The sequence below is a fragment of the Streptomyces sp. DH37 genome, from assembly GCF_029813835.1.
GTDB lineage: Bacteria > Actinomycetota > Actinomycetes > Streptomycetales > Streptomycetaceae > Streptomyces.
This window is the reverse complement of record NZ_JARVKV010000004.1, coordinates 89495-108632: the sequence shown is the minus strand read 5'-3', so window position 1 is coordinate 108632 and position 19138 is coordinate 89495. Positions and strand designations below refer to the sequence as shown.

Below are 19138 nucleotides of genomic sequence, written 5' to 3'. Positions count from 1 at the left end.
CCTGACCTCAGGGCCCCGGCCACCTCCCCGCCGCCCCGCCCCCACCTCCGGTCGCCCGCCCCGGGGCACCGATCCGGACGGGGGCGGGGCGGGCGCGTAGGGTGTGGGCTTCCTGTACGGGCAGAGGCGTGCGGAGGGGACGATGTACCACAGCCGGGACTACGTCAGGTACGGGGACATCGACTTCCAGGACCTCTCCCCGGCGGCTGCCGGCGCCCTCGGCGTGTTCGGGCTGCTCGTCGTCGTGATCCTGGCCTGGGGGCTGCTGAAGACGCGCCACACCAGGCCCGAGGACCCCGAGGCGCGGGAGCGGGCCAGGACCCGCGCCGCGAGCCGGCGGCGCCAGGCCGAGCTGCGCAAGCGGCGGCTGGCGCTGCAGAGGAGGAGAGCTCGCGGAAGGTAGCGGCGCGTACGCGGCGGTGACGCGCCCCGGCGCCGCAGAGCCGTGCCCCCGGCCCGGCCGGCCGTCCCGGAGGCTCGGCGCGTTATCCGCCCGCCGGCCCCGCACCGCCGGAGTCGGAGCCGGGACCGGAGTCGGAGCCGGACCCGGGGCCGCCGTCCCCGGCCTCCTCCGCCACGAGATCCCGGTACTCGGGGTGCATGGCGAGCCACTGCTCGACGAAGGCGCAGGCCGGCCGGACCCGCAGGCCGCGCCCCCGCGCGTCGTCCAGCGCGGACCGCACCAGCCGGTCGCCGATGCCCCGGCCGAGGAAGGGCCGGGACACCACCACCCGCGGATAGGTCATCAGACCGTCGTCGCGGACGTAGTCGGCGAAACCGGTGAGGGTCGCGCCGATCCGGGCCTCGAACCGGCTGTGGGCCGGGGCGTCGGTGATCGTGACCTGGCTGTTGGTGGCTGCCGTGGGCATGCTGCGTTCCTCCCGGAGTGACCGAATCGCCCGAAAAGGGGATACAGGGCATTCTTCCGGGCGTCCGAGTGCCACACGGCGGCGTTCCTATCCCTCCCGCCCCCCGGCGGGACGGGTGAACCGGTCAGGAGGGGCGCTCCGGCGGACGCGCGCCGGGAGGCCCTACTCCCCGCCCTCCAGGCGGAACCCGATCTTCAGCCCGACCTGGTAGTGCTCGACCTCGCCGTCCGAGATGTTGCCGCGGACCTGCGTCACCTCGAACCAGTCCAGGTGCCGCAGGGTCTCCGAGGCCCGGGCGAGCGCGTTGCGGATCGCCTGGTCGACGCCCTCGTGCGAGGTGCCGACGATCTCGGTCACCCGGTAGGTGTGGCTGCTCATGGTGCCTCCTGCGAAGGGTGGGGCCATCGGTTCTCGTCTCCACGGTGCCCCAGGGCCGGGCGGCCCGCGAGTGCTAGGCTCGCGACCGGGCCGTGACTGGCGCGTAGGGATGGGATCGACCATCGGGGAGCGGCCCGCGCACCGGGTGACCGCTTCCGGTACGCCGAAGAGCCGCGCGCCTGGGCCACCCGCACCGTCGTCGAGGACGTCAAGGAGGGGCCCATGGCCACCACACCCACCCCGCGCAACACCGGAAACACCGAGAACGCCAGGAACACCGGGAACCCCGAGAACACAGAAGACACCGCGCCCGCCGCGTCCACCGCCTTCAACAGCGCCCTGGACGTGATCCGCGCCGTCGAGCCGCGCGTCGCCGACGCCATCGGCGCCGAGGTCACCGACCAGCGCGCCTCCCTCAAGCTGATCGCCAGCGAGAACTACGCCTCCCCGGCCGTGCTGCTGGCCATGGGCAACTGGCTCAGCGACAAGTACGCCGAGGGCACCGTCGGCCGCCGTTTCTACGCCGGCTGCCGCAACGTCGACACCGTCGAGGCGCTGGCCGCCGAGCACGCCCGCGAGCTGTTCGGCGCCGACCACGCCTACGTGCAGCCGCACTCGGGCATCGACGCCAACCTCGTCGCCTTCTGGTCCGTCCTCGCCCAGCGCGTGGAGAGCCCCGCGCTGGAGCGCGCCGGTGCCAGGCACGTCAACGACCTGTCGGAGGAGGACTGGGCGGCCCTCCGGCGCGAGCTGGGCGACCAGCGGATGCTGGGCATGTCCCTGGACGCCGGCGGCCACCTCACCCACGGCTTCCGGCCGAACATCTCCGGCAAGATGTTCGAGCAGCGCAGTTACGGCACCGACCCGGAGACGGGCCTGCTGGACTACGACGCGGTGCGGGCGGCCGCCCGCGAGTTCCGTCCGCTCATCCTGATCGCCGGCTACTCCGCCTATCCCCGGAAGGTGAACTTCCGGATCATGCGGGAGATCGCCGACGAGGTCGGCGCCACCCTGATGGTCGACATGGCCCACTTCGCCGGACTGGTCGCGGGCAAGGTGTTCACCGGCGACTTCGACCCGGTGCCGCACGCCAACATCGTCACCACCACCACCCACAAGTCCCTGCGCGGCCCGCGCGGCGGCATGGTGCTGTGCGACGAGGCGCTGGCCGAGCACGTGGACCGCGGCTGCCCCATGGTGCTCGGCGGTCCGCTGCCCCACGTCATGGCCGCCAAGGCCGTGGCGCTGGCCGAGGCCCGGCAGCCCGCCTTCCGCGACTACGCGCGGCAGGTGGTGGACAACGCCGCCGCGCTCGCCGAGGGCCTGATGCGCCGCGGCGCCACCCTCGTCACCGGCGGCACCGACAACCACCTGGCCCTGGTGGACGTCTCCGGCTACGGCCTCACCGGACGCCAGGCCGAGGACGCGCTGCTGGACTCGGGGATCGTCACCAACCGCAACGCCGTGCCGCGCGACCCCAACGGCGCCTGGTACACCTCCGGCATCCGCATCGGCACCCCGGCCCTCACCACGCGCGGGCTGGGGGAGGCGGAGATGGACGAGGTCGCCGACCTGATCCACACCGTCCTCACCGCCGCCGAGCCGGGCACCACCGCGGCCGGAGCCCCCTCCAGGGCCCAGTACCTCCTAGAGCCCAAGGTCGCCGAGGCCGTCGCCGGGCGCGCCGCCGACCTGCTGGCCGGGCACCCGCTGTACCCGGGCATCGAGCTGGCCTGACCGCCCGGCCGCTCCGGCCCGCTCCGGTCGGACCCGGAGCGGGCCCGGCCGGTGGCCTCGCCCGGCGCGGCCCGGCGCGTCGTGGAAGGCGGAAGACGGCCGGCCACGCATGGCGCCTCCAGCCGCCCGCGCCGCTCACCACGGCGAGTCCCGGCCACCACGGAAGAACGGGTGGCGCACCCGCGGTGCGAACACCGACCCGGTCCGGTGCGCCCGGCCGCCCGCAGGGCGAGCACGGTCGTGAACCCCTGAAGGCCTCGACAACCGACGGGCGAGGGCGGACCGTCCCCACGGGGGAGACCCCCAGCAGCGGGCCAGGCGGTTGCCGGAGTCCCCGCTGAAGGGCGAGATCACCGACCGCCTCGGCTGTGACAAGCACGACGCGGCCGGGAGGAACGGCGGCGATTCCCGCAACGGGAAGCGCGGCGAGACGACCGTGCCGACCGGGGCCGGTCCGGTGGAGACGGTCGTGCCCCGCGACCGGGAGGGCATCTTCGAAGCGAAGGTCGTGCGCAAGCGGCGGAAGCGCCCGTCCGGTGTGGACGAGGCAGTGGTCCCCCCCCCGTCCGCGAAGGGCCTGGCGACCGGCGAGGTCCGGGCCCACCTCGCCGAGGTCTGCGGGGCCGATGTCTCCCGCCAGACGATCCCCACGATCACCGGCAAGGCCACGGACGGCACGGCCGAGCGGCGGAACCGGCCTCTCCGATCCGGCCTGCCCGGTGGTCTCCACCGACGCCGTCCATGTGGAGATCCGTGACGGCGCGGTGGCCAACCGGCCGATCCGCGTGGCCCCGGCGGTCACGATCGAGGCCCGGTGGGAGATCCTCGGGCTGCGGGCCGGCGACGGCGGCGAAGGCGCCGGACACTGACCGCATCTCCTCATCGAGACCAGGAACCGAGGCGTGGACGATGTCCTCCTGTTCGTCCGCGACGGCCCGGAGGGCCCGCCCGACGCGGTGGAGAGCGTCTGGCCCCGCACGGTCGTGCGGACCTGCGCGGTCCGTCCCCACTCGCCCGCCACGGGACGGTTCCTCAGCGCCGACCCGTGCCCGGTGGGAGCTGCAACGCCCACGGATGCCGCTCGCAACGCCCGTTCCAGGACGTACCACCAGTGGGGCGCGTCGGGTATGGCGCAGGTCTGTGCCTTCAAGATCCTCACCTGCGGTTACGAGGAGCGGTTCGCGATGACCGTCAGCTTCTACGGTGCGGTCCACGGACCGGGATACAAGCGGTACACGCCGCTGTGGAAGGCGCGCTGCACGAACGCGCGCCGCAAACCGAAGTTCAGGTGGCCGAAGGGAAGGCTGATGCTGAAAAGGCAGTACTGGGGGATCGTCGTCCTTCTCCACGTGGTGGTCCTCGCCTACATCGGTACCACCTCAACGACCGGCGCCCGAGCCTTCCCTGGATCCTCTCGGGGCTGGCAGCAGGTGTGATCGTCACGGCGGTCCTCGCCCGGGTCGGGAAGAGGTAGACCCGGCCCCTGCCCGACGACGCGGAAGGCGCCACCGAACGCCGGTGGCGCCTTCGGCGTTCCTTCCCGGGCCGGCGCCGGTGGACGGCCGCCGCCGCGGCCGGCGCACCCTCCGGGGCCCGGTACCCGCCGGGGCTCGGGGATCGGGCCGCCTGGCCGGCCGATCGGCCCGACCGGTCCGGCCCGCTCCGGTCGGACCCGGAGCGGGCCCGGCCGGTAGCCTGCCGCCATGACCGAAGATCTGCCCGAGATGAGGGCCTCCGACGCCGACCGGGAGCGCGTGGCCGAGGTGCTGCGCGAGGCGATGGCCGAGGGGCGCCTCGACATGGAGGAGTTCCAGGAGCGGCTGGACTCCGCCTACGCCGCCCGCACCCAGGGCGAGTTGGCGCCGCTGGTCAGGGACCTGCCCCAGGCCGCCGCGGCGGCCGAGCCCGCGGAGGGCCGCCGCGGCTGGGCCGGCCGCTTCGGCGGCAGCGCCACCTCCCGCAGCGGAGTGGCGGTCATGGGCGGCTTCGTGCGCAAGGGGACGTGGACCGCTCCCCGCCGCTTCACCGGCTTCGCCTTCTGGGGCGGCGGGGAGATCGACCTGCGCGAGGCGTACTTCGAGGACCGCGAGGTGGAGATCCGCTGCTTCGCGATCATGGGCGGCATCCACGTGGTCGTTCCGGACGAGGCCGAGGTCGACGTGCGCGGCATCGGCGTCATGGGCGGCTTCGACCACCGGGCCGCGGGCCGGGGCGAGCCCGGCGCGCCCCGGGTGGTGGTCAGCGGCTTCGCCTTCTGGGGCGGCGTCGGGGTGGAACGCAAGCGGCAGCGCACGGAGCGCAAGCGGCTGGAACGCGAGCGCGGTCACGGTCACGGCCACGGCGGGCGGCCGGGCGGCGAGGACGACTGACCCGCCCCGCCCTCACACCCAGCCGGGCCCGTCCGCTCCCGGCCGCCCCGGCGGCCGGGCCCACCCCTGCGGGCCGCCGCCGTACGCCACCGGGGAGACGGCGTGGCGCAGGCGCCCCAGCGGGCCGTCGGTCTCGGCGAGCCAGTCGGCCGGGTCGTAGGGCTTCCGCGTCTCCTCCGGTTCCCCGGACTCCTCCAGCTCGTGCAGCAGCCAGTGCGCGGTCCGCGCCAGCGCCAGGCGTACGTGCCGCGACCCCCCGCCGCCCCGCTGGTCGGTGAGCGAGCGCAGCACCGCGGCGGCCAGCAGGTAGCCCGTGCCGTGGTCCAGGGCCTGGGCGGGCAGCACTCCCGGCCGGCCGTCCGCCCCGCCCTCGGTCACGGCGATGCCGCTCGCCGCCTGCACCAGGCTGTCGAACCCCCGCCTGCCGCCCCACGGCCCGGCCCCGGGACCGCCCCAGGCGCTCAGCTCCGCCACCACCAGGCCCGGCCGCCGCTCGGCCAGTTCCCCGGCCGACAGTCCGAAGCGGGCCAGCGCGCCGGGGCGGTAGCCGGTGACCACCACATGGGCCTTCGCCAGCAGTTCCTCGAAGGAGGCGCGGCCGGAGCGGGAGGCGAGGTCCAGCAGTGCCGACCGCTTGCCGAACCCGGTGTCGGCGTGGGCGTCCGCGCTCTCGGGCAGGTGCGGCGAGTCGATCCGCAGCACGTCGGCGCCCAGCAGGGCGAGCGTGCGGGTGGCCACGGGACCGGCGATGACGCGGGTGAGGTCCAGCACGCGCGGGCCCGAGGACGGCATCGGCGGGGCGGGTGCGCCGTCCAGCGGCTCCATCCCCACCAGCGGAAGCCGGGCCACGGCCACGCCCTGGGGGTGGGCCGACCACTGCCGCGGGGAGCGGACGGCGACGGCCAGGCCGCCCGCCGCGTACACCAGCTCCTCGACGTCCTCGGCGCGGCGGCGGGCGAGTTCGGCGGCGACCGCCTCCACCGTCGCTCCGCCGTCGGGGAGGCCCAGGGCGGACAGCAGCCGGGCGCGGTGGTGGGGGTAGTTGGCGTGGGTGCGCAGCCATCCGCCGTCGGTGCGCCAGAACCGGGACAGCGGCGCGAACGTGGTCGGCGCGCGCCCGTCGACCCGCAGGTGGCGCTCGCTGACGAAGGCCGTGGCCACCGCCCCGTCGTCCACCCGCACCTCCGGCACGGCCGTCCCCGCGCGGCGGGCCGCGAACTCGGCCGCCGCCAGCGCGCACACCGCCACCGTGGAGCGCGCCAGCTCCCGCACCGGCAGCCGCGCGGGCAGCACACCGCCCGCCCCGCCGGAGGGGACGCGGGGAACGAACCGTACGTGCCCGGGCAGACCGGGATCGCCGCCCAGTGCGGCCCACAGCCGGGCCGAAGACCGTTGCTCCATGCACGCATGGTGCCCTGCCGTCCCGGCCGTCCGCCCGGGAATCCCGTTGTCAGTACCCCCTACTAGCTTGATCGCCAACGCGTCTGAGTACGCGTACGGATGTTTGGACGCCGCCGAGAACGGCACCCTGAGGGCATGGAGCGGATCATGGAGAACACGCACGGAACCGGCGAACTGGCCCCCACCCTGGCCTCCGACCTCGGACGCGGTCCCGCCGTGGCCTTCGCCCTGGCGGGCGCGCTCGCCCTGGGCTGGGTCATAGCCATGCTCTGCGTCATAGCCTCCTGGGTGACGGGCGGCTGACCGGCCGCCAACCGCCCCCGCCCGGAACGCTCAGCGGCGTTCCGAGGAGGAGACGACCCGGAAGCCCATCCCGGCCCGCACCAGGCGGCCGATCAGCGCGTCCCCCATCGCCACCGCCGTGGTGACCTGGCCCGACGTCCTGGGAAGGTCGTCCAGTGCCAGGCAGAGCGCCGACTCCGCCAGCATCTTCGCCGTCTCGTCGTATCCCGGGTCGCCCCCGGACACCTCCGTCACCACCCGGCGCCCGCCGCCCTCCCCGAAGAAGCGGACCGTGAACCAGCTCTTCGCGCGCTTCCGCGGGCTCGGCCCGTCACCCGGCGCCAGCCGCGCCGACAGCGCCCGGCGCGCCGCCGGAAGCTGGGCGGCGGCGAAGAGCGCCCCCACCCCCGCGATGCCGCCCACGGCCACGGGCAGCCGGCGCACGGCGGCGTAGTGGCGGTAGCGGAAGTCGGGGCCGTAGCGCTCCAGCGCGGCGGCCGACCGGGCCACGATCCGCGGATCGATCGTGGGCAGCGGCACCGCCCACGCCCCCGCCTTGCCGCTGCGGCGCGGCCGGTCCAGCGGGGCGCTGATCCGGCGCCCGGCCGGACGGGGTTCGACGCGCCGCCGCTCCCGCGCCGCGGCCTGCGTCTGCCGGCCGCGGGAGAAGGCGGTCAGCGCGGAGGCGAACGTCCCCCCGGAGAAGGCGCCCCGCGCGCGGACGTACCCGTCGATCCGCAGCGGCACCCCCTCGGGCAGCCGCTCGACGGTGTACAGCACGCCCAGGTCGTGCGGCACCGAGTCGAAGCCGCAGGCGTGCACCAGCCGCGCCCCGGTGCGGCGGGCCCGGTCGTGGTGGCGCAGGTAGGTCATGTCGACGAACTCCGGCTCGCCGGTCAGGTCCGCGTAGTCCGTCCCGGCCTCGGCGCACGCCGCCACCAGCGGCTCGCCGTGCTCGACGTACGGGCCGACGGTGGTGGCGACCACCCGGGTGCTCCCGGCCACCGCGCGCAGCGAGCCGGGGTCGGTGACGTCGGCGTGCAGCAGCGGCAGGTCGGCGCAGGCCGCGTTGGTCTCCGCCAGCCGCTCGCGCAGCCGCAGCAGCTTGTCGCGGTTGCGCCCGGCCAGCGCCCAGCGGCACCCGTCGGGGGCGTGGGCCGCCAGGTACTCGGCCGTCAGCCCGCCGGTGAAACCGGTCGCGCCGAACAGCACCAGGTCGTGCTCGCGCTCGCGGCCGTGCTCGCGCTCGTTCGGGGACACTCCTGCCTCCTTGGGGTGAGAGGGGGAAGCGGACGGAATCCTCTGTCGGTGCCCGACCCTACGGTGGGGGCATGGACGAGCGTGCGAAGAGACGCGGCGACGCGCGGCGGGAGCGGGTGCGGGAGTTCGCCCTGGAGCTGCCCGGCGCGTACGAGGACTTTCCGTGGGGGGAGTCCGTGGTCAAGGTCAACCGGAAGATCTTCGTCTTCCTGTTCCTCGGCCACCTCGTCGCCGGGCAGGAGGACTCCCCGCCCACCGTCACCGTCAAGCTCACCGACCCCGCGGCCCACGCCCACGCGATGTCCGCCCCCGGCGCCGTACCCACCGGCTACGGGCTCGGCCGGGCGGGCTGGGTGACCATTCCGCTGGGCGAGCCGGGCGCGCCGGACGCGGAGCTGCTGTGCGACTGGGTCGAGGAGAGCTACCGCACCATCGCGCCCAAGCGGCTGGTGGCCCAACTCGACGCCGACTGACGGCCCGCCGCCGTCTCCCGTCCCAGGCGAAACGCCCCGCACCGGAGGCGTTCCGGTGCGGGGCGTTCGGCCGCGTGAGCGGTCAGCTCCGGGCGGCGTGGGCGAGGAAGTCGCTCCACGCCTCCGGGGCGACGGCGAGCCGCGGGCCGTCCTTGTCCTTGGAGTCGCGCACATGGACGGTGCCGGGGCAGGAGGCGACCTCGACGCAGTCATCACCGGAGCCGCTGCTGTGGCTGCTCTTGAACCAGGACAGTTCCGTGCTGCTCATGCTGCTCCTCGCATCCGCTGCGACAGGCCCAGGGAGTCGTCGAGTGAGAGAGCCTGCGAACGCATCCCGGCATACCGCGTCCGGAGAATGCTGACGGTCTTCGGGTCGGAGACGAACTGGCCGCTCTCCTGGCCCTCGCAGTGGCCGAACCGCCTGTTGTCCGGGGTTCCCAGAAGTCGCACGGGACCGTGCAGGTCCGCATGGTCCTCCCGCACCAGCGGCATGACCTGCACCTCCACGTTCCGCAGCTCCGCGACCTCCAGCACGTGGCCGATCAGCTCGCGCGTCACCTCCGGGCCGCCCGTTTGACGCAGGAGCAGGTGCTCCTCCAGGAACCGGCGGGCACCCTCAACTCCATGACCACCGGGGGAAGAGCCACCACTACCTCACCGACGCGCTCGGCTCGGTGATGGGGCTGGTCGACGCGAGCGGCCAGCGCACCCACACCGACGACTACGGGCCCACCGGCCTGCCCCGCTTCACCCCGACCGAGGCGGTGCCCCAGCCCTACCGCTTCGCCGGCGCCTACCTCGACCCGACGGGGCCGTACGAGATGGGGGCGCGCTACTACGACCCCCACCTGGCCCGCTTCACCCGGCCCGACCCCTCGGGCCAGGAGGCCAACCCCTACCTCCACGCCAGCGGTGACCCCGTCAACTGCACCGATCGCACCGGGCTGTTCAGCCGGCCAGATGGGGGAAGTGCGATAGGAGGTGCTGTGGCCGGCCTTGGCACTGCCGCTGTTGTCGGGGCTGCCTGCGCTGGTACAGCAGGCATTGGATGTGTGGCTGAAGGAGCTGTGACGGGAGCTTTATGGGGAGGCGCCGGTGCGGTTCTCGGCGCTGTGATCGCCGGCGGTGATGAGAAGGATGCCGAGAACGCCGTCCTCGGAGCTGCTCTCGGCGGCCGGACCGTCCGCACCGGCCCACTCCCGGACCCGCCGGCGCATTCGGATCGTGCCGTGCGAATCGCGGTGATCGCCTCCGGCCCTGCTGCGGCAAGGACGTCGACGAGGGGGGAGACCGTCGGGCCGGACGCCACCCGGCCGAACACAGGGGGCTCGGCCCGCAGCATGGCGACATCGGCCGGGCAGTCCCCGCCCGGAGCCGTCGCGAGCGCGATGTCCAGCAGGACCTTGCCCGGGTCGTGCACCGTCCGCGGCTTGCGCCACGGCGCCACGGCGCCACGGCGCCAGTGCCGCCTCACCCGGAGAGTGCTTCTTCCCACGCAGCCGACAGGACCCTGGGCGAGTCCCGTCGTTGCAGGTCAGAAGCACTCTCCGTTTGTTTGATCGGAACGTGGAGCGTCAGGCCGGGTGGCCGGGAACGGTCAGCCGGCGCTGCCGATCAGCTTCCAGGGCTCGTGGTCGGCGTCGACCCCGGTGCCCGGGGCACTGCCCCTCGTCTCCCACTTGGCCTTCCAGACCTTGCCGTTGTACTTGACCGTGGTCTGCTCGATCGGCTGGCTGGCCGGGGAGTAGATCTTGGTCGCGTCCCAGTCCGCGGCGGTGCAGCCGCCGGCCGGCGGGGTCGCCGTACCGAGTCCCTTGAGGTTGTCGGTCACCGGCGCGTACGCCGTACCGCCGATCGACAGACTCGTGTTCACCGGACCGGTGATCGGGAGGAAGTAGATGATCGGCAAGTCGAGCGACTTCCCGGCCGGGATGATCTGGCAGTAGTCCAGAGTCGTGCTGACCCGGTGGAACGTCGTACCGGGCGTCAGCTTCCACTGGCCGCCTTGGTCACCGGTCTGCCAGTTGGCGTCCTTGACCAGCGGTGACGTCGAGGCCGGAATGTCGAACGACAGCTTCGTGTCCTTGCCGCCGCCGAGCGTGCGCCCGGTGTTGTTGGTGATCCGGACGGTCGGCTGCAACGGCCACAGGTTCGCCGCGGCGGTCGGGTAGTCGACCATCTCGACGCTCAGGTCGGCGGTCACCGTCGGCGCGACACCAACGCTGCCGGTGCGCGGGTCGTTGTCATAGGCGCCGATGTTGCCCAGCTTCTCGTTCAGCCGGGTGGTCAGCGTGTACCCCATCCCGCACGGGGTGTCCGGCTGGACGTCCGCCGGGCAGGAGTAGTCGCCGCCGAGCTCCCACATCATCACGCCGCCCGCACCGGTCGACTTGACCAGATCGACGACCGCGTCGATGCCCTGCTCGTCCTCGGTCGACAGGAACACCTTCTTCTCGGCGTTCCACAGCCACGACGTCTTCGTGACGTCGTCCCAGTGCCGGGTGTACTGGCCCGTGCGCCGGTCGGTGATGTCGGTCTCCGGCGTCAGCCCGACGCTGCGTGCGTAGACCGGCGTGATGTTCCTCTCCAGGTTCTTGGCGTGCCACAGCGGGTTCGTCCCGGAGCCGAGCTCGCTGCCGTTGTTGGTCTCGTCGTGCCAGATGTTGTCGATGCCGAAGGCACCGTCACCACACGGCCGCCTGATGCCCGTGCCCGGCTCGCAGCCGCTCGGCTTCTGCGATGTGCCCCACAGGCCGTTCGTACCGCCGGTGACGTTCTGCCAGCCGCGCGTGTAGTAGGGCACACCGATGTTGACGCGCCCGGCCTGCATCGCGCCACGCATGTACGTCATCGCCCAACTGGTGTTGAAGTACCCGATCTTCCCGTACTCCGGAGTGGCGTACTGATCGGCCAGTTCCGGGTCCTTGCCGTCGTCGAACAGCGCCGCGTTCGGACCCACGACGTCGTTCCAGGTGCCGTGGTAGTCGTAGGCCATCAGGTTGGTGAAGTCCTGGTAATCCAGGGCGGTCTGGTTCGCCATCCCGCGGGCCAGGTAGCCGGAGGCCGACGACGCCGAGGTGAGCAGGTAGTACTTGTCGTCCGCGACCGAAGCCCGGTTCAGCGAGTCCCGCAGCGTCCTCATCAACGCGGCGTACGTCGTGGGCAGACCCTTGCGACGCGGGTTCGCCACCGCCCAGTCGGCCGGATTGCCGGTGTCCTCGAGGACCGTGGGGTACTCGAAGTCGATGTCGACACCGTCGAACCCGTAGGTCCGCAGGAAGTCCACGACCGAGCTCGAGAACGTGTCGATCCCGCTCTGGTTGACCGAGCCGTCGGCGTTGGTGGTCATCGCGTAGAAGCCGGTGGAACCGGCCCAGCCACCGACCGAGATCAGCGTCTTCACCCGCGGGTGCAGGCGTTTGTACTTCGTCAGCAGGTTGAAGTGCCCCTTGTAGGGCAGCGAGGGGTCCATCTCGGCGCCGACCTCGCCGGGCCACTCCTTCTGGGTGGCGTTCGAGTCGACCGTGATCCGGTTGTTCTCCACCGTCGCGAACGCGTAGTTGAGGTGGGTCACCTTCGACCACGGGATGTTCTTCACCAGGTAGTGCGGTGTGCCGTCGGCGCCCGTGCGGCCACCGTTGAAGTAGCCCACGACCCGGCGCTCCCGGCCCTGGCCGAGCCATTCCCGGCCGTCGCTCTGGTAGACCTTGCAGTACGGCGTCGCCACGCCCGGCGTGGCCGCCAGACCCTCCGGGCGGCAGTCGCCGGAGGCGTTCGGCCGCGGACCGCCGTCGTCGCCACCGGGGTGGGATTCCATCGGGTCGCCGACACCACCGTTGACACCGAGATCACCGGCGCCGCCGGGGGTGCGGCTGCCGTCGCCGTAGCTCGGGACCAGCCAGCCCTCGACGTCGCCGTCAACAGCGTCGGTCGCCGCGGCCGTCCTGGCGGCGTTCTTCGCCGACGAGCTTCCCGTCCACGCGGAGCGGGTCATGGCGAAGTCCTCGATCCCGTCGCCGTTCAGGTCGGCGAAGGTCCCGGAGGTGCCCTGGAACGGATCGTCGGAGCGGACCACGCCCAGCGACTCCCAGCCCGCGGTGACGCCCCACGGAGCGCCGGTGTTCTCCCAGGCCCGCACCTCACCGGTGGCGTGCTCGACCCGGACCGTGTCGGCCCTGCCGTCACCGGTGATGTCGGCGAAGGCGACCTGCGCGCCGCGCGCCTCGCCCGGAGTGGCGAAACCCTCGATCTTGTCCCAGCCGCCCGGAGTCGGCATTCCCCTGCCCTTGTTCCGCCAGGCGGTCGGGAAGCTCATCCGGTCCAGTGTGATCAGGTCGTCGCGGCCGTCACCGTCGAGGTCGGTGAAGTACAGCTCCGGCCCGTAGCTGAGGTTATTCGCGACGATCGTCGCGCTGCCCCAGCTGACTTCGCCCCCGCTGCTGGTGTTCCGCGACATCCGCATCGCGGGGATGCCGGTCGGCGAGTCGGCCGCCGGCAGGATCCGGATGTAGTCGTCCTTGCCGTCACCGTCCAGGTCGGCGAAGTGGACCAGCTCCGGGTTGTTCCCCCGGTCGGCCGGGCTGATGTCGCCCAGCGAGACCCCCGGCTCGCGCGGGTCGTCGTTGCGCCAGCCGGTGACCTTGCCGTCCGTACCGACCACCACGTAGTCGGCCCTGCCGTCGCCGTTCAGGTCGGCGAAATCGGCCTTCGAGCCGGCCGCGACAGCATCTCTGATCTTGCCGATCGGCTCCCAGACGTACGAGCGGACGCTGATCATGCGCTGCAGGACCGCGATCTGAGCGCCTTCGGCGAAGGCGTGGGCGATCTTCCGGTGGCCGACGTCGTTCGGGTAGATCTCGTGGACGATGTCCTGCGGGGTGACCGCGCCCAGCTCGACCAGCACCAGCCGTGCGCCGCCCTTGATCTTGGCGTGGGCCATCGTGCGGAGCGCGCTGTTGTAGGCGTCGATCCGGGCCTGGTACGTCGGGTTCGTCGACGGCGGCAGGGTCCCGAGCAGGACCGTGGTCGTCGGGGAGGCCCGGTGGATCGCGTCCAGGAAGTTCTGCATCTTCCCGGCCGTCGCCGTACCGTCGGCGCCGCCGGCCAGGTCGGCGGTGCCCGCGATCATGGTCATCATGTTCGGCCGGTGCGTCCGCAGCGCGGGAATCGACTCGGCCCTGATGTCGTCGATGCCCTTGCCGTCGAACCCCATGTGGTCGGGGTCGCCGCGCTCGCCGTTCTTCAACTCACCGACGAAATCCGTGCGACTGAAGATGGTACCGACCACCGTGCCACCGACCACCGCAACGGTGGTCAAGCCCTTCAGAATGCTGTTCAGGTAGTCCCGGAAGCCACCGTCGTCGGTGCTGTGCACTCCGGCCGTGATCCCGTCACCGGTCGGCATCACCCGGAGCTCGTCGACCGACGGGCTGGGGCCGGCCGCGTTGAACTGGCCGGACTGGACCGGCCAGTGGTCGGAGCCGCCCCCGGACCGGACCGTGACCGCCGGTGTGTGGTCGAAGTGGGTGGTGACGAAGTAGTCCAGCTCACCACCGCCCTGGTGGGTCGCCTGACCCGAGTTGTGGATCCGCATGGTCGGCGGGAAGCTCGGCCGGTCCTCGAGGTCCTGCGGGTCGACGTTGAAGTCGCCGCCGACCGTCGCGTGGTAGGTGACGCCGCGCTGGTTCCCGAGGGCCTCGATCCGGTCGTCGATGGCGTTCAGCATCGGCCCGGAGTCACCGCCGCCGCCGGACAGGCCGTGCATGGTGAAGTACCACTCGTTGCCGAACCGCGCACCGAGTGCGTTCCGGCCGGCGTCGTTCGGGTTGCCGACGACGATCAGCTCATCGGGCGCCTCGGGCAGGACGAGCGCGATGTTGACCCGGCCGCCGATCCGGCGCGGGTTGGTCGCGTCGTCGGTGGACTGCAGGAAGTAGACCTCACGGGTCGGGATGGCATTGCGGTAACCGCTGCCGACGGTCCAGGTGTAGTGCAGCACGGTGAACTGATGCGTGGCGCCCTGGCTGTCGGTCGTGGTGAAGGTCTGGCTGGGCTGTTCGACGCTGTTCAGGGGCGGGTGCGGGCCGACCTCCTGAAGCATCAGGATCGGCACCTGCAACGCCAGCCGCTGGACCGTGTTGGTCCACTTGCTGCCGTTCTGTGCCTCGTTGTTGGCCCCCTGCATGTTCCAGGTGACCAGGGGCGTGGTGGCCGCGGGGAAATCGGCGGCGGCGGCCGGAACGACAAGCGACACTGCCAGCCCGGCCATCACCACCGCTGCGGCGATTAATCGGCGGAACAAGAACCCTCCAGGGTCTCACGTCCAACAGACCCGGAACAACCGAATCGTTGGAAGCCAGATAGCTTCCCAACTGTAAGCGTTTGCGGCGTGGTCTCGGCGAGCTTTCCCCGGCACGGTCCGGTGACCGTGGCCCGGCAGGCGCTGTGGACGGAGACCCCCAGCTCGACCGGGCGGCCGGCGGGAGGACGGCGAAGACGGCCACGGCCGTCGCCGCCGCGCCGACCGCACCCATCGAGATCGGGCGTTTCGCCGCCGCTCCCGTGTCCACCCCGGTTCCGTCTGCGGCTTTCCCCGACCTGCCGCACTGCTGCTCGCGCGACGGTGCGGTGCCCCGGCCCCTGCCCGTGCACGGGGGCCCCGCGGTGCCGGTGGCCCGGCCGCCGGGGCGGCACACCCGCGTCCCGCGAGGGGTTGTGGAAAGTGGAACGTGTTCTTAGCATCGCCGGTGTTACATCATTGGTGTCATACGGTCGCGACGGGGCGGCCCGGACGGTTGGAGGCCGGATGGCAGCGGCAGGCGCAGGCCCCGGCCCGCTCGCCGGGGTGCGGGTGGTGGAGCTGGCGGGCATCGGCCCCGGCCCGTTCGCCGCGATGCTCCTGGGCGACCTCGGCGCCGACGTCGTACGCGTCGACCGGCCCGGCGGGCAGGCGCTGGGCATCGACCCCGCCCTGGACGTCACCGGCCGCAACAAGCGCTCGGTGGTGGTCGACCTCAAGGCCGGGAACGGGCCCGCCGCCGTCCTGGACCTCGCCGAGCGCGCCGACGTACTGATCGAGGGCTACCGGCCCGGCGTCGCCGAACGCCTCGGCGTCGGCCCGCGGGAGTGCCTGGCCCGCAACCCGAAGCTGGTCTACGGGCGGATGACCGGCTGGGGCCAGGACGGCCCCCTGGCGGCGAGCGCCGGGCACGACGTCGGCTACACCGCCGTCACCGGCGCGCTGGGCATGATCGGTCCGGCCGGCGGCCCGCCCGCGATCCCCGCCAACCTCCTCGGCGACTACGCCGGGGGCTCCCTGTACCTCGTCGTCGGGATCCTCGCCGCCCTCCACCACGCCCGCGCCGGGGGCGGCGGACAGGTCGTGGACGCGGCCGTCGTGGACGGCACCAGCCACCTCACCGCGATGATCCACGGCATGCTGGCCGCCGGCGCCTGGCAGGACCGCAGGGGCGCCAACCTGCTGGACGGCGGCTGCCCCTTCTACGGCGTCTACGAGACCTCCGACGGCGGCTGGATGGCGGTCGGAGCGCTGGAGAAGCCGTTCTACGACGCGTTCGCCCGGCTGCTCGGCCTGGACGGCGAGACCGCCTCCGGCCGTGACGACCCCGCCCGCTGGGACGGGCTGCGCGAGGCCGTCGCCGCCCGCTTCCGCACCCGTACGCGCGACGAGTGGACGGCGGTCTTCGAGGGCACCGACGCCTGCGTCGCCCCCGTGCTCTCCCTGCGCGAGGCCCCGGCCCACCCCCAGCTGGCCGCCCGGGGCACCTACACCGAGTACGGGGGCGTCGTCCAGCCCGCCCCCGCCCCCCGCTTCTCCGCCACCCCCGGCGCGCTGCGCCGCCCGCCCGCCACCCCCGGCGCGGACGCCGCCGAGGTGGCCCGCGACTGGGACCTGCCCGCCCCCGCGCCCGGCCCACGACAGGAGGGCTCACGATGAAGCGAAGGATCTTCACCGAGGACCACGAGGCCTTCCGGCGGACGGTCCGCGCCTTCCTGGAGCGGGAGGTGCTGCCGCACTACGAGCGCTGGGAGCGCGAGGGCGTCGTCGACCGCGACGTGTGGCGCGCCGCCGGGCGGCAGGGCCTGCTGGGGGTGGCCGTGCCCGAGGAGTACGGGGGCGGCGGGGCGGACGACTTCCGCTACGGCACCGTGCTGGCCGAGGAGTTCGCCAGGGCGGGCGCGCCCGGCCTGGCGATCGGCCTGCACAACGACGTCATCGGCCCGTACCTGACCTCGCTGGCCACCGAGGAGCAGAAGAGGCGCTGGCTGCCCGGCTTCTGCTCCGGCGAGATCGTCACAGCCATCGCCATGACCGAGCCCGGCGCGGGCTCCGACCTCCAGGCCATCCGCACGACGGCCGAGGACCGCGGCGACCACTGGGTGCTCAACGGCTCCAAGACCTTCATCTCCAACGGCATCCTGGCCGACCTGGTGATCGTCGTCGCGAGGACGGACCCCGAGGGCGGTGCCAGGGGGCTGAGCCTGCTGGTCGTCGAGCGCGGCGCGGAGGGCTTCGAGCGCGGCCGCAACCTCGACAAGATCGGCCAGAAGTCCCAGGACACCGCCGAGCTGTTCTTCCACGACGTGCGCGTCCCGAAGGAGAACCTGCTGGGCGAGCTGAACGGGGCGTTCGCCCACCTGATGACGCAGCTCGCCCAGGAGCGGCTGGCCATCGCGGTGGCCGCCGCCGCGGGGGCCGAGCACCTGCTGGAGATCACCCGCGAGTACGTCGGCGGGCGCGAGGCGTTCGGCCGCCCCCTCGCCCGGCTCCAGCACGTACGCTTCGAGGTGGCGGAGATGGCCACCGAGTGCGCCGTCACCCGGGCCTTCGTCGACCGCTGCGTCGAGGACCACGTCCGCGGCGAGCTGGACGCCGTCCACGCCTCGATGGCCAAGTGGTGGTCCACCGAGCTGCACAAGCGCGTCGCCGACCGCTGCCTCCAACTCCACGGCGGATACGGCTACATGACCGAGTACCCCGTCGCCAGGGCGTTCACCGACGGGCGCATCCAGACCATCTACGGCGGCACGACCGAGATCATGAAGGAGATCATCGGCCGCTCGCTGCTTCCCTGACCCGCCCCGACCCGTCCCCGGACCCGCCTCCCGAAGCTTCGAAAGGCTCCCGACCGTGACCACCGACGCGTACATCTACGACGCCGTCCGCACCCCGCGCGGGCGCGGCAAGGCGAACGGCGCCCTGCACGGCACCAAGCCGATCGACCTGGTCGTCGGCCTGATCCACGAGCTGCGCCGCCGCTTCCCCGGCCTGGACCCGGCCGCCATCGACGACATCGTGCTCGGCGTCGTCACCCCCATCGGCGACCAGGGCTCCGACATCGCCAGGACCGCCGCCATCGCCGCCGGGCTGCCGGACACGGTGGCCGGCGTCCAGGAGAACCGCTTCTGCGCCTCGGGTCTGGAGGCCGTCAACCTGGCCGCCGCCAAGGTGCGCTCCGGCTGGGAGGACCTGGTCCTGGCCGGCGGCGTCGAGTCGATGTCCCGGGTGCCGATGGGCTCCGACGGCGGCGCCTGGGCCATGGACCCGATGACCAGCTTCGAGACCGGCTTCGTACCGCAGGGCATCGGCGCCGACCTGATCGCCACCATCGAGGGCTTCAGCCGCCGCGACGTGGACGAGTACGCCGCGATGTCGCAGGAGCGCGCCGCCCGGGCCTGGAAGGAGGGGCGCTTCGACCGCTCGGTCGTCCCCGTCACCGACCGCAACGGCCTGGTCGTCCTCGACCGCGACGAGCACATGCGCCCGGGCACCACGGCCGACTCCCTCGCCTCCCTCAAGCCGTCCTTCGCGACCATCGGCGAGGCGGGCGGCTTCGACGCGGTGGCGCTGCAGAAGTACCACTGGGTGGAGCGGATCGACCACGTCCACCACGCGGGCAACTCCTCCGGCATCGTGGACGGCTCCGCGCTGGTGGCCGTCGGCAGCCGCGAGGCCGGGCGGCGCCACGGGCTCACCCCGCGTGCCCGGATCGTCTCGGCCGCCGTCTCCGGCTCCGACCCGACCATCATGCTCACCGGCCCGGCCCCGGCCTCCCGCAAGGCGCTCGCCAAGGCGGGGCTGACCGTCGACGACCTGGACCTGGTGGAGATCAACGAGGCGTTCGCGGCCGTCGTCCTGCGCTTCGTGCGCGACATGGGCCTGTCCCTGGACAAGGTCAACGTCAACGGCGGCGCCATCGCCATGGGACACCCGCTGGGCGCCACCGGCGCGATGATCCTGGGCACCCTCGTCGACGAGCTGGAGCGCCGCGACCTGCGGTACGGCCTGGCCACCCTCTGCGTCGGCGGAGGCATGGGCATCGCCACCGTCGTCGAGCGGCTCTGACCG

General features: G+C 73.0%; 17 protein-coding genes and 3 pseudogenes. 12 read left to right on the top strand and 8 right to left on the bottom strand.

Features of this window, described 5'->3' with window-relative positions; all coding sequences use genetic code 11:
- The first annotated feature begins 142 nt into the window (after nucleotides 1-142).
- A complete protein-coding gene (locus tag QC029_RS03640; protein ID WP_279553863.1) occupies nucleotides 143-403 on the top strand; it encodes a hypothetical protein in 261 nt (86 codons plus the stop codon).
- Nucleotides 404-485: 82 nt separating this feature from the next.
- Here QC029_RS03640 and QC029_RS03635 read toward each other — a convergent pair whose 3' ends face one another.
- Both QC029_RS03635 and QC029_RS03630 read right to left on the bottom strand, forming a co-directional pair.
- Entirely contained in the window at nucleotides 486-869 is a 384-nt protein-coding gene (locus QC029_RS03635; RefSeq protein ID WP_279553862.1) for a GNAT family N-acetyltransferase, read from the bottom strand.
- Between the two features lie 162 nt (nucleotides 870-1031).
- Complete coding sequence (locus QC029_RS03630) at nucleotides 1032-1247, bottom strand: dodecin (protein WP_279553861.1); 216 nt, start codon at nucleotides 1245-1247, stop codon at nucleotides 1032-1034.
- Between the two features lie 222 nt (nucleotides 1248-1469).
- Between QC029_RS03630 and QC029_RS03625 the strand changes: the two genes are divergently transcribed.
- The 5 genes from QC029_RS03625 (at nucleotide 1470) to QC029_RS03605 (ending at nucleotide 5353) form a co-directional block, all read left to right on the top strand.
- Nucleotides 1470-2984, top strand: a complete 1515-nt coding sequence (locus QC029_RS03625) for a glycine hydroxymethyltransferase (RefSeq protein WP_279553860.1) — start codon at nucleotides 1470-1472, stop codon at nucleotides 2982-2984.
- 322 nt (nucleotides 2985-3306) lie between these two features.
- A complete protein-coding gene (locus tag QC029_RS03620) occupies nucleotides 3307-3741 on the top strand; it encodes a transposase (protein WP_279553859.1) in 435 nt (144 codons plus the stop codon).
- Complete coding sequence (locus tag QC029_RS03615) at nucleotides 3728-3853, top strand: hypothetical protein (protein ID WP_279553858.1); 126 nt, start codon at nucleotides 3728-3730, stop codon at nucleotides 3851-3853. Before QC029_RS03620 ends, QC029_RS03615 begins: the two co-directional genes overlap by 14 nt.
- Before the next feature lie 33 nt (nucleotides 3854-3886).
- Nucleotides 3887-4420 carry a hypothetical protein gene (locus QC029_RS03610; protein WP_279553857.1) on the top strand — a complete coding sequence of 178 codons (534 nt, stop codon included), beginning with the start codon at nucleotides 3887-3889 and terminating at the stop codon, nucleotides 4418-4420.
- 267 nt (nucleotides 4421-4687) lie between these two features.
- Entirely contained in the window at nucleotides 4688-5353 is a 666-nt protein-coding gene (locus tag QC029_RS03605; protein ID WP_279553856.1) for a DUF1707 domain-containing protein, read from the top strand.
- Between the two features lie 12 nt (nucleotides 5354-5365).
- On the opposite strand, the gene QC029_RS03600 is transcribed toward QC029_RS03605, so the two are convergent.
- Nucleotides 5366-6754 carry a CoA transferase gene (locus QC029_RS03600; RefSeq protein WP_279553855.1) on the bottom strand — a complete coding sequence of 463 codons (1389 nt, stop codon included), beginning with the start codon at nucleotides 6752-6754 and terminating at the stop codon, nucleotides 5366-5368.
- Nucleotides 6755-6901: 147 nt separating this feature from the next.
- Between QC029_RS03600 and mmpA the strand changes: the two genes are divergently transcribed.
- Complete coding sequence (gene mmpA, locus QC029_RS03595) at nucleotides 6902-7057, top strand: morphogenic membrane protein MmpA (RefSeq protein ID WP_279553854.1); 156 nt, start codon at nucleotides 6902-6904, stop codon at nucleotides 7055-7057.
- Between the two features lie 30 nt (nucleotides 7058-7087).
- Here mmpA and QC029_RS03590 read toward each other — a convergent pair whose 3' ends face one another.
- The gene (locus QC029_RS03590) at nucleotides 7088-8296 is read right to left on the bottom strand and encodes a saccharopine dehydrogenase NADP-binding domain-containing protein (RefSeq protein WP_279553853.1); all 1209 of its coding nucleotides are present in this window, start codon (nucleotides 8294-8296) and stop codon (nucleotides 7088-7090) included.
- A gap of 71 nt (nucleotides 8297-8367) precedes the next feature.
- Between QC029_RS03590 and QC029_RS03585 the strand changes: the two genes are divergently transcribed.
- Entirely contained in the window at nucleotides 8368-8769 is a 402-nt protein-coding gene (locus QC029_RS03585) for an MmcQ/YjbR family DNA-binding protein (RefSeq protein WP_279553852.1), read from the top strand.
- Between the two features lie 82 nt (nucleotides 8770-8851).
- On the opposite strand, the gene QC029_RS03580 is transcribed toward QC029_RS03585, so the two are convergent.
- Nucleotides 8852-9037, bottom strand: a complete 186-nt coding sequence (locus tag QC029_RS03580) for a DUF397 domain-containing protein (RefSeq protein ID WP_279553851.1) — start codon at nucleotides 9035-9037, stop codon at nucleotides 8852-8854.
- Nucleotides 9034-9369, bottom strand: a pseudogene (locus tag QC029_RS03575) (Scr1 family TA system antitoxin-like transcriptional regulator); the annotation flags it as partial. The gene QC029_RS03580 and the pseudogene QC029_RS03575, both read right to left, overlap by 4 nt.
- Nucleotides 9370-9446: 77 nt before the next feature.
- Between QC029_RS03575 and QC029_RS03570 the strand changes: the two are divergent.
- A pseudogene (locus QC029_RS03570) lies at nucleotides 9447-9656 on the top strand (RHS repeat-associated core domain-containing protein); the annotation flags it as partial.
- Between the two features lie 332 nt (nucleotides 9657-9988).
- Here the strand turns inward: QC029_RS03570 and QC029_RS03565 are convergent.
- Nucleotides 9989-10219: pseudogene (locus tag QC029_RS03565) on the bottom strand (IS1380 family transposase); the annotation flags it as partial.
- 147 nt (nucleotides 10220-10366) lie between these two features.
- A complete protein-coding gene (locus tag QC029_RS03560) occupies nucleotides 10367-15070 on the bottom strand; it encodes a glycosyl hydrolase family 18 protein (RefSeq protein WP_279553850.1) in 4704 nt (1567 codons plus the stop codon).
- A 504-nt stretch (nucleotides 15071-15574) separates the two neighbouring features.
- Between QC029_RS03560 and QC029_RS03555 the strand changes: the two genes are divergently transcribed.
- From QC029_RS03555 to QC029_RS03545, 3 genes are read left to right on the top strand one after another with little or no spacing between them, the layout of a single operon-like run.
- Nucleotides 15575-16726 carry a CaiB/BaiF CoA-transferase family protein gene (locus tag QC029_RS03555; protein ID WP_279553849.1) on the top strand — a complete coding sequence of 384 codons (1152 nt, stop codon included), beginning with the start codon at nucleotides 15575-15577 and terminating at the stop codon, nucleotides 16724-16726.
- On the top strand, nucleotides 16723-17865 hold the full coding sequence (locus QC029_RS03550; RefSeq protein ID WP_279553848.1) for an acyl-CoA dehydrogenase family protein: 1143 nt from the start codon (nucleotides 16723-16725) through the stop codon (nucleotides 17863-17865). Before QC029_RS03555 ends, QC029_RS03550 begins: the two co-directional genes overlap by 4 nt.
- A gap of 55 nt (nucleotides 17866-17920) precedes the next feature.
- The gene (locus QC029_RS03545; RefSeq protein ID WP_279553847.1) at nucleotides 17921-19135 is read left to right on the top strand and encodes an acetyl-CoA C-acetyltransferase; all 1215 of its coding nucleotides are present in this window, start codon (nucleotides 17921-17923) and stop codon (nucleotides 19133-19135) included.
- The last annotated feature ends 3 nt before the right edge of the window (nucleotides 19136-19138 follow it).

Excerpts from the sequence above, each read along its gene's own strand:
- QC029_RS03640 (WP_279553863.1), top strand. The coding sequence starts at position 143 with ATGTACCACAGCCGGGACTACGTCAGGTACGGGGACATCGACTTCCAG.
- QC029_RS03635 (WP_279553862.1), bottom strand. The coding sequence starts at position 869 with ATGCCCACGGCAGCCACCAACAGCCAGGTCACGATCACCGACGCCCCG.
- QC029_RS03630 (WP_279553861.1), bottom strand. The coding sequence starts at position 1,247 with ATGAGCAGCCACACCTACCGGGTGACCGAGATCGTCGGCACCTCGCAC.
- QC029_RS03625 (WP_279553860.1), top strand. The coding sequence starts at position 1,470 with ATGGCCACCACACCCACCCCGCGCAACACCGGAAACACCGAGAACGCC.
- QC029_RS03605 (WP_279553856.1), top strand. The coding sequence starts at position 4,688 with ATGACCGAAGATCTGCCCGAGATGAGGGCCTCCGACGCCGACCGGGAG.
- QC029_RS03600 (WP_279553855.1), bottom strand. The coding sequence starts at position 6,754 with ATGGAGCAACGGTCTTCGGCCCGGCTGTGGGCCGCACTGGGCGGCGAT.
- mmpA (WP_279553854.1), top strand. The coding sequence starts at position 6,902 with ATGGAGAACACGCACGGAACCGGCGAACTGGCCCCCACCCTGGCCTCC.
- QC029_RS03585 (WP_279553852.1), top strand. The coding sequence starts at position 8,368 with ATGGACGAGCGTGCGAAGAGACGCGGCGACGCGCGGCGGGAGCGGGTG.
- QC029_RS03580 (WP_279553851.1), bottom strand. The coding sequence starts at position 9,037 with ATGAGCAGCACGGAACTGTCCTGGTTCAAGAGCAGCCACAGCAGCGGC.
- QC029_RS03555 (WP_279553849.1), top strand. The coding sequence starts at position 15,575 with ATGGCAGCGGCAGGCGCAGGCCCCGGCCCGCTCGCCGGGGTGCGGGTG.
- QC029_RS03550 (WP_279553848.1), top strand. The coding sequence starts at position 16,723 with ATGAAGCGAAGGATCTTCACCGAGGACCACGAGGCCTTCCGGCGGACG.